Origin of the sequence: Clostridium sp. UBA1056 (genome assembly GCA_002316385.1) — a bacterium.
In the GTDB taxonomy this organism is placed as follows: domain Bacteria; phylum Bacillota; class Clostridia; order Clostridiales; family Clostridiaceae; genus Clostridium_J.
Genome location: DCDL01000036.1, coordinates 1 through 8,364 on the forward strand (window position 1 = coordinate 1; position 8,364 = coordinate 8,364).

Genomic DNA, 8,364 nt, shown 5'->3' on the forward strand with positions numbered 1-8,364 from the left:
TTTACAATAAGGGATTATTTTTAAATCTATGTATACTGAAAAGAGGTAGAACACCTCGATTAGCGAAGCTTTTAGACCAATGTTAGCTCAAATGCATTTTTACTTAGCTTCCTTACAGTTAATACATAATCACCAATTCTGGTATATCTCCAACTTTAAGAATTACATATTGATAGGGTGGTGTATCTTCTAAATATGCTCTGCATTCACTAAAAATAAAAATTTCTCTACTCTATTTATTAAGTTCTTCAATACCACCCCCTCCTAATTAAATTTCATTTAAAATAATTATATCATTCAATTAATTTCTACCTATTCTTTCAAATATAATTCTCTTACCTATACTTGCCACATCCTTGCAACCTGTAAGAACCATAGCAGATTTTAATTCTCCCTTTAATCCATCAACATAAGTGTTAACGCCTTCTCTTTTTCCTCCAAAGGATGCAGTTACAAAAGGTCTTCCTATTAACACAGCATCTGCACCAAGAGCTAAAAATTTAAGTACATCTACTCCTGTTCTTACTCCTCCATCAGCTAAAATCTTAACTTTACCTTTTACTGACTTTGCAATATCTTCAAGAACATCTGCAACTCCTGGAGTTTCATCTAGAACTCTACCTCCATGATTAGATACTACTATAGCATCAACCCCTGCTTCTACTGCAAGTAAAGCTTCATCTACAGTCATAATTCCCTTTAATATAAATGGAAGCTTAGTACTATTAACTAATTCTTTTATCTCTTCTACTCCTTTAGGCATAACTGGTTTTCCATGAAGAGCTAATGTTATAAGTCCACAGGCATCTATATCTACTCCTACAGCAAAAGCTCCTGATTCTTCAGCTAGTTTTATTTTTTCAATTATATTTTTATTTTCCCATGGCTTTATAAATACAATACCTTCACCATTAAATTCCTTTAACACCTTTAAATTAGTTGTTAAAAATGTATCTACTGCCGTATCTCCTACCATAGGATATATTCCTGCATCTAAAGTACCTCCAATAACCCAAGAAATATATTCTTCTTCTGAATATTTTCCTCCCATATTAAGAGTTGTTCCTGAAACTGGTGCTGCAAAAACTGGTATATCTAACTTCTTACCAAAAATCTCAATAGATGTATCTGGATTTTTAACCTCATGAATAACCCTCATATTAAGCTTATATTTTTCAAGGGCTTTAACATTCTCTGTAAAAGCATTTCCAGTAGCCTTTCCTCCCATTCCTGGAACTTCTCCAGCACAAGCAATTCCATTACATACTTTACATACTTTACAGCTATTGTTTAAATTAACTCTAGCCTCTTTTCTAACATCACTATAATTCATAAACTCCCCACCTACCTATAAAATTAATAATGTAATTTCAATATTTATGATTTAGGCATCTGAAAATAANNATTTTTTGAAGATGCCTTACTAGCTATAACTTAATGCTCCATTTAAATTAAATATCATTTTCTTCAAAAAATTTTTCTAATTCCTCTTCTGTATAAACCTTTATATTATTTATCATTAAAAGCTCTGCTGTTACTCCATTTCCTGGTTTCTTACCACCAGAAAAAGTGCCATCATATATAGCTCCTTTACCACAGGATGGACTTCTTGCCTTTAAAATAGCCCTATCAATTTTTAATTCTCTAGCTATATTTAAAGTTTCCTCTGCTCCTTTAATAAATTCAGCAGTTACATCATCATTAATATCTGTTCCTAAGACTCTACATTTTCCATCTAAAACCATAGCCCCATTTCCATTTACTATTTCATGGGCTTCCCTTGGAGTCGCTTGTCCTCCGAGTTGTTCTGGACATACTGGAATAGCTTTACCTTCCCTTAAAAGTCTAAGAACTTTTTCATTTAAATTATTCTTACCATCATATTTACAGTTAATACCACAAAGGCATCCACTTACTAAAATCATTTCATCATCTCCTATGCTGTAGAACTAATTATACACTTCTATGAGTATTACATAGAAGTGTATAGAGCCTGATTTTCTTAATCTCTTATTATAACATCATAACTTTGATTTTTATCTACTATTTTAAATTGAATATTTAATTATATTAGGCATCTGAAAATNNAAATAGACGAGCATTCTGACTTATTTATTTTTTGAAGATGCCTTACTTTAATTCAACAACAGTAACTCCTGTTCCACCTTCTCCATAATTTCCAAGTCTAAAACTCTTAACATGAGCATGATGTTTTAGTAAATCAGTTATAGAGCTCTTAAGTACTCCTGTTCCCTTGCCATGGATTATTGTAACTTCGCCAAGTCCACCTAGATATGCCTCATCTAAATACTTATCTGTAGTATAAATAGCCTCTTGGGAATCCATTCCTCTCAAATCTACTGAAGATGATACTGCTTTTAAGTTAAGCTTTGCTTCTCTTCTCTGAACCTTTGCTTTCTTCTTATCTTCACTAGATACTTTTCCTTTTCTCAAATCCTTAAGCTTAACAGAGATTTTCATTATTCCAGCTTGAACTTGAACTTCTCCCTTATTATCTACCTCAGATACTACTATAACATTTTGATTTAAAGATGGAAGATATACCTCCTGTCCTAGAATCACAGAAGTTAACGCTTCTCCCTTAGGCTCATCTTTTTTATTTAACTTTTCTTGCATACTATCAAGAGAATCTTTTATCTTCTTTCTTTCATTCTCAATTTTAGTTCTAGCTTCTGAAGAATAGCCCAATCTTTCAAGTTCTCTTATGTTTTTAACAATTGAATCAGCTTCTTCCTTAGCAGCCTTAATCAATTCTTTAGCTTCTCGTTGTGCTTCATATATAGCTTTTTCTCTAACATTTTCAAACTTATATAACTTTTCTTCATATTTATTTTTTAATTTCTCTGCTTCTGCTTTTAATCCTTCAGCTTTTCTAGCATCATTTTCTGCCTTAATACTTTTTTGTTGAAGATTTTGTATTAATTCTTCAAACTTTAGACTCTCTGTAGAAATGTTTTCTTTAGCATCATTAATTATATATTCTGGCAGGCCTAATCTTCTTGAGATTTCAAAGGCATTAGATTTTCCTGGTACTCCTATAAGTAAATTATAAGTTGGTCTTAAGGTTTCAACATTAAATTCTACAGATCCATTTTCTACTCCAACAGTTTTTAAAGCATAACCCTTAAGTTCACTATAGTGAGTAGTTGCTATTATTTTTGTATTTCTAGCCCTTAAATTATCTAAGATACTCATAGCAAGGGCAGCTCCCTCTGTTGGGTCTGTTCCTGAGCCAAGCTCATCAAATAATGCTAAAGTATTTTCATCTGCTTCATTAATAATATTTACTATATTAGTCATATGAGATGAGAATGTAGATAAACTTTGCTCTATACTTTGTTCATCTCCAATATCTGCAAATATATTTGTGAAAACACTAATAGCTGAACCTGCTCTTGCAGGAATCATCATTCCGCTCATAGCCATAAGCTCTATTAAACCTACAGTTTTTAGTGTTACAGTTTTACCTCCTGTATTAGGACCTGTAATAACTAAAGAAGTAAATTCTCTTCCAAGATAGATAGTGCTTGGTACTACAATCTTCTGATCTATTAAAGGATGTCTAGCTTCTATTAAATCTATGATTCCTTTATCATTTACTTCTGGACATATACAGTTTAATTCATTAGCATATTTAGCTTTAGCAAATATGAAATCTAACTCCCATATTATGCTTCCATTATTCTCTATAGCATCAATATTACCTGCAATTTTTAAGGTAAGTTCCTTAAGAATTCTATTGATTTCTGCCTTTTCTTTATTTCTAAGTTCTCTTATTTCATTGTTAAGATCTACGAGTCCCATAGGTTCTATAAATAATGTAGCTCCTGTACCACTTTGGTCATGGATTAACCCTTTAACCTGCTCCTTATATTCAGCTCTTACCGGAAGAACATATCTATCACCTCTTACGGTATAAAGACTTTCTTGAAGATATTTAGAGTAAGTTCTCACCATACTATTAACTCTATCCTTAATAGAAGAACTCTTATCTTTTAACTTCTTTCTAATTATAAATAAGGTTTCACTAGCTTTATCTGCAATTTCATCTTCTCCAATAATAGCTCTAAAAATTTCATCTTCAATATTCTTAAAAGGTACTATTCCAGCTATTATATCTTCTAAAACTCTATAGGTAGTATCCTCATCTTTACTTTGTACATATTCCTTAAAGTTTCTAGAGCTTTTAAGCATGTTCCCAACTCTAAGTAATTCTACTGGCATAAGAGTAGAGTTCTTCTTAGCTCTTAGAAGAGCTTCTCTAACATCATATATTCCTTCAAATGGTGGTGCCCCTTTAGTAGTTATTAGAATTAGAGCTTCCTTCGTCTCCTCTAAATGCTCTTTAATTTCATAGAGGTTATTATATGGTTTAAGATTATCAAATAAGTCTTTTCCAGCCTTTGTTACTGTGTACTTTTTTAATATTTCCTTGATTTTATAGTATTCAAGTACTTTAAAGGTCTTTTCATTCATTCCTTATCCCCTACTTTCTATTCAATTCCCCTCTTATAATGTCCTCTTGTAGTCTTCCCTAAATCTACATCTTCATCTTTGAATATATATCCCATTACTTTTAAAACTTTACTATAATCTTCATCTATAAAATCAACTCTATAATTGTTGATATTATTTTTCTTAAGTTCCCTAATAAACGGAACTAAGTTAACAGGTAATGTATTATATATATGGCTTCTACAATATTTATCTGTAGTAACTAAAAACTCTTCATTCATCCTATCTCTTAATACAAATCTATCTTTATCGCATCTAAAATTACAGTTTGAAGTAGAGCTTTTATCTCCAAAGGTACTTCCAATGACACAGTATTCACTTACCATAAGCTCATACTTACCATAAACTACTACTTGCACTGGCATTTTAATATTTTTAGCTAAGGAGAACATCTCCTTACTATTAAGCTCAACACTTAAAGCTGATATATCTGTAAACTTACTGTAAAAATCATAGCTTTCACTATTTAAAATGTTCAACTTATAATCACCTATTATATTAAGCCTATCTTTAAACACATTTATTATACCTAAATTAGCTGTAATTAGTCCCTTAATTTTAGAAATATTCTTTTCTATAGCTTGAATAACTAAATTAAATTCACTTTTAATTATATTAGGAACAACTATATATAAATTTTCATAATCTACTTCTTCTAAATTTAAAGCCTCACCCTTTTTAAATAAATCTATAGCTATAGCTGGAGTTCTATCTAAATTTTCCTCAACAAACTTTAATACCCCTTTTAGCTGCTCCATAGTTTTTACACATATTAAATATTCATCATTAAATCTATTTTTATCTTCTCTAATATCCTTATATAAATTCTCATCCTTAAACTCTCTATAGGTTTCTTCCTCTATATTACGTTTATCTCGAGTCTTAACATAATTTATTATCTCTTCAATAAGGTCACGTCTTACACTATTAATAGATGAAACTCTTAAAAATCCTTCTTCAAAGTTTTCAAATTCAACATTTTCTAACTTGAAGGGAGTATCACCTAATTTGTTAAGATTTTTAATTACAGACTCTTTATCCATAGGCTTATTAGATGCAATCTCTACATTTTCTCCATAAGCTTCAAATTCTTTTTCCTGATAAATGGTAGATAAATAAAAGCTTTCTCCTGGAACAAATCTAACTTTTATAGTTAAAGGTAGCTTCACACCATAAATATCTTCATAGTTTTTCTGAAGCCTTGTTAAAAGTTCAGTATCTGAAGTAACATATACCTTATCCCCAGCCTTATATTTAGTAGGTATAAGCTTTACTTTATCTCCCCTGTATGCTTCTTTAACCTTTTCTTTTCCTTTTATAATGTTAGTAATAGTAAATCCACTATTATCAGTTCTAACTCCATCTTGAGTTCTTATATCCTTTTGAAGCTTTATAGTTAAATCTTTTTCAACTGTTCCTAAAAATACACCTGTATTTTTAGGACAATTATAGGCCATCATATCTCTGCCTATGTTTCCTCTAAGATATGCCTTTGAAAATCCCTCCCTATTAAATAGTTGATTTAACATACCCTTTTTAGGAGCTATCTCAAACTTTCTATTATCATATACACTATCTATAGCCTCTCTATAGGTAGTTACAACACCACTCACATATTCAGGTTTTTTCATTCTCCCCTCAATTTTTAAAGATGATGTTCCACTTTCTACTAAGCTTTTAATTTCCTCTATAGTACATGTATCCTTTGGACTTAATAAGTAACCTTCTCTACTTTCTCCACGAGATTTACTTATTATAGTGTAAGGTAACCTACATGGTTGAGCACACCTTCCCCTATTTCCACTTCTTCCTCCTATGACACTGCTCATAAGACATTGTCCTGAATAACTTATACATAATGCTCCATGAACAAATATTTCTGTTTCTATATTTAAATCCTTTGAAATATAGCTTATTTCATCAAGGCTTAATTCCCTAGATAAAACTATTCTTTGAAAACCTTCATTCTTTAAAAATAATGCTCCCTCTCCATTATGTATGGTCATTTGTGTAGAGGCATGAATTTCAAAGTCTGGTATAGCTTCTTTTAGAATTTTAAATAGTCCCATATCTTGAGTTATAATAGCATCCACACCTATTTCATATAAAAACTTACCATACTCCAAAGCTTCTGCTAATTCTTCTTCCTTTATTAAGGTATTAAAGGCTATATATACTTTAACATTGTATAAATGACAATAATTAACTGCTTCTATTAATTCTTCTTCATTAAAATTATTTGCATAGGCTCTAGCAGAAAATTTACTTCCACCCATGTATATAGCATCTGCACCACCTTGAACGGCAGCATAGATACTTTCTTTACTTCCACCCGGTGCTAGTAATTCTATTTTATCCATATGTTATCAACTCCTATCAATAAGAAATGACTTTGTTCCCTATTTCAAAAGTCATTTCCAACTTATTGGTAATTATATCAACTTTTTGTTTCTCATCGATTATTATACCATAATTCTCTTTGTTACAAACTGCAAAACATCTCATTAATACTCTGTAAATACTTATAACCTATATAATTTGATGTAAAATTAGACATCTGAAAATAAATAATAAATCAAAGATGGGAGTATTAGCGCGGGTATTCATCAGATAACACAAAATAGACGAGCACTCTGACTTATTTATTTTTTGAAAATGCCTTATATAAATTAATAGGAGCTTAGGTTTTTTAATACCTAGCTCCCATATAATTAATTCATCAGTTTTAAATATCCCTCATATATACCATCTAACATATTTTTCAAATTGTATTTATATCTTATATATTCTTTTAATTTATTATTCTTCTTTTTTATCATACTACTTTCAACTGCCGATTTTATACTATTATAATCATAAGGATTACAATATATTGCCATATCATTAAAATATTCCTTTGAAGCCCCTTCTTCTGTTACTACTATATTACATCCATAAGCTGCTGCTTTAATAGATGATAAACTTGTAACTTCTGAAAAACTAGCTAATACATGTGCACTTGAAAAAGTATATGCATTATATAAATCATAATCATTCATAAATCCTAGGTAGTGAGTAGTTGAATAGTTTAAACATTCTTTTAAGTAGCTCTCCTCTGAAGCTGTTCCAATCAAGACTAAATCTATACCTAGCTCATTACAGGCTCTACTTAACTCTAGCTGATTTTTAATTTCACAAATCCTTCCAACACATAAAATATAATTATCTAAGTTATATCTTTCTTTAAAATTATATAGAGGAACCTCATCATAATTTATATCTACTCCATTATAAACAACCTTCATTTCGCCTTTGATAAAAAAGTCCTTTTCTACCAAATCCTTTTCATATATACTATTACAAAATATTATTCTACTTTTTCTTAAAATTAAGTCCCTATAAACCTTACAAGTATTCCATAATTTTTTTCGTTCTACATTATCACTATACTGAAAAAACTTCTCCATGTTAAAGTACATTGGTGACACTACTATATTACATTTACTGTTACTAGCTAACTTAAAATGTTTATATGCATCAAATATATTTTTTATATCAAATAAGTGTACTATATCATAATCATTATAGTTAGTCTCCTCATTAGCTCCACATATATCTACAGTAACCCCCTTCTCCTTTAAAAAAGTGTATATTTTAAATATTATAGTGGTATCTCCAGAACTTAAATTTATATAATTACTTCTAGCGCATAGTAAAACTTTCATGTATAATCCCCCTAAGAATTATGATTTTAACTAATACCTATGCCCATTAAATTTTAATTATCACAATTTAAAGGAATAAAATTTTATTTAATTCTTTAACATGAACTTTCGCAAAATATATTAC

5 protein-coding genes are annotated in these 8,364 nt (G+C 30.1%); all 5 read right to left on the reverse strand.

All coding sequences use genetic code 11. The features are described 5' to 3' along the window. Positions 1 to 301: 301 nt before the first annotated feature. Positions 302 to 1,333 (reverse strand): alpha-hydroxy-acid oxidizing protein, encoded by a 1,032-nt coding sequence (locus tag B3W71_RS09645; protein ID WP_346888725.1) that lies wholly within the window; start codon positions 1,331 to 1,333, stop codon positions 302 to 304. Positions 1,334 to 1,451: 118 nt separating this feature from the next. Beyond that, positions 1,452 to 1,925, reverse strand: coding sequence for a DUF523 domain-containing protein (locus B3W71_RS09650; RefSeq protein WP_346888726.1), 474 nt, complete (start codon positions 1,923 to 1,925; stop codon positions 1,452 to 1,454). 205 nt (positions 1,926 to 2,130) lie between these two features. Continuing rightward, entirely contained in the window at positions 2,131 to 4,497 is a 2,367-nt protein-coding gene (locus tag B3W71_RS09655) for an endonuclease MutS2 (RefSeq protein ID WP_346888727.1), read from the reverse strand. 17 nt (positions 4,498 to 4,514) lie between these two features. Beyond that, complete coding sequence (locus tag B3W71_RS09660) at positions 4,515 to 6,896, reverse strand: U32 family peptidase (RefSeq protein ID WP_346888728.1); 2,382 nt, start codon at positions 6,894 to 6,896, stop codon at positions 4,515 to 4,517. A 351-nt stretch (positions 6,897 to 7,247) separates the two neighbouring features. Beyond that, positions 7,248 to 8,240, reverse strand: coding sequence for a glycosyltransferase (locus tag B3W71_RS09665; RefSeq protein ID WP_346888729.1), 993 nt, complete (start codon positions 8,238 to 8,240; stop codon positions 7,248 to 7,250). Between the last annotated feature and the right edge of the window lie 124 nt (positions 8,241 to 8,364).

Excerpts from the sequence above, each read along its gene's own strand:
- B3W71_RS09655 (WP_346888727.1), bottom strand. The coding sequence starts at position 4,497 with ATGAATGAAAAGACCTTTAAAGTACTTGAATACTATAAAATCAAGGAA.
- B3W71_RS09660 (WP_346888728.1), bottom strand. The coding sequence starts at position 6,896 with ATGGATAAAATAGAATTACTAGCACCGGGTGGAAGTAAAGAAAGTATC.
- B3W71_RS09650 (WP_346888726.1), bottom strand. The coding sequence starts at position 1,925 with ATGATTTTAGTAAGTGGATGCCTTTGTGGTATTAACTGTAAATATGAT.
- B3W71_RS09645 (WP_346888725.1), bottom strand. The coding sequence starts at position 1,333 with ATGAATTATAGTGATGTTAGAAAAGAGGCTAGAGTTAATTTAAACAAT.
- B3W71_RS09665 (WP_346888729.1), bottom strand. The coding sequence starts at position 8,240 with ATGAAAGTTTTACTATGCGCTAGAAGTAATTATATAAATTTAAGTTCT.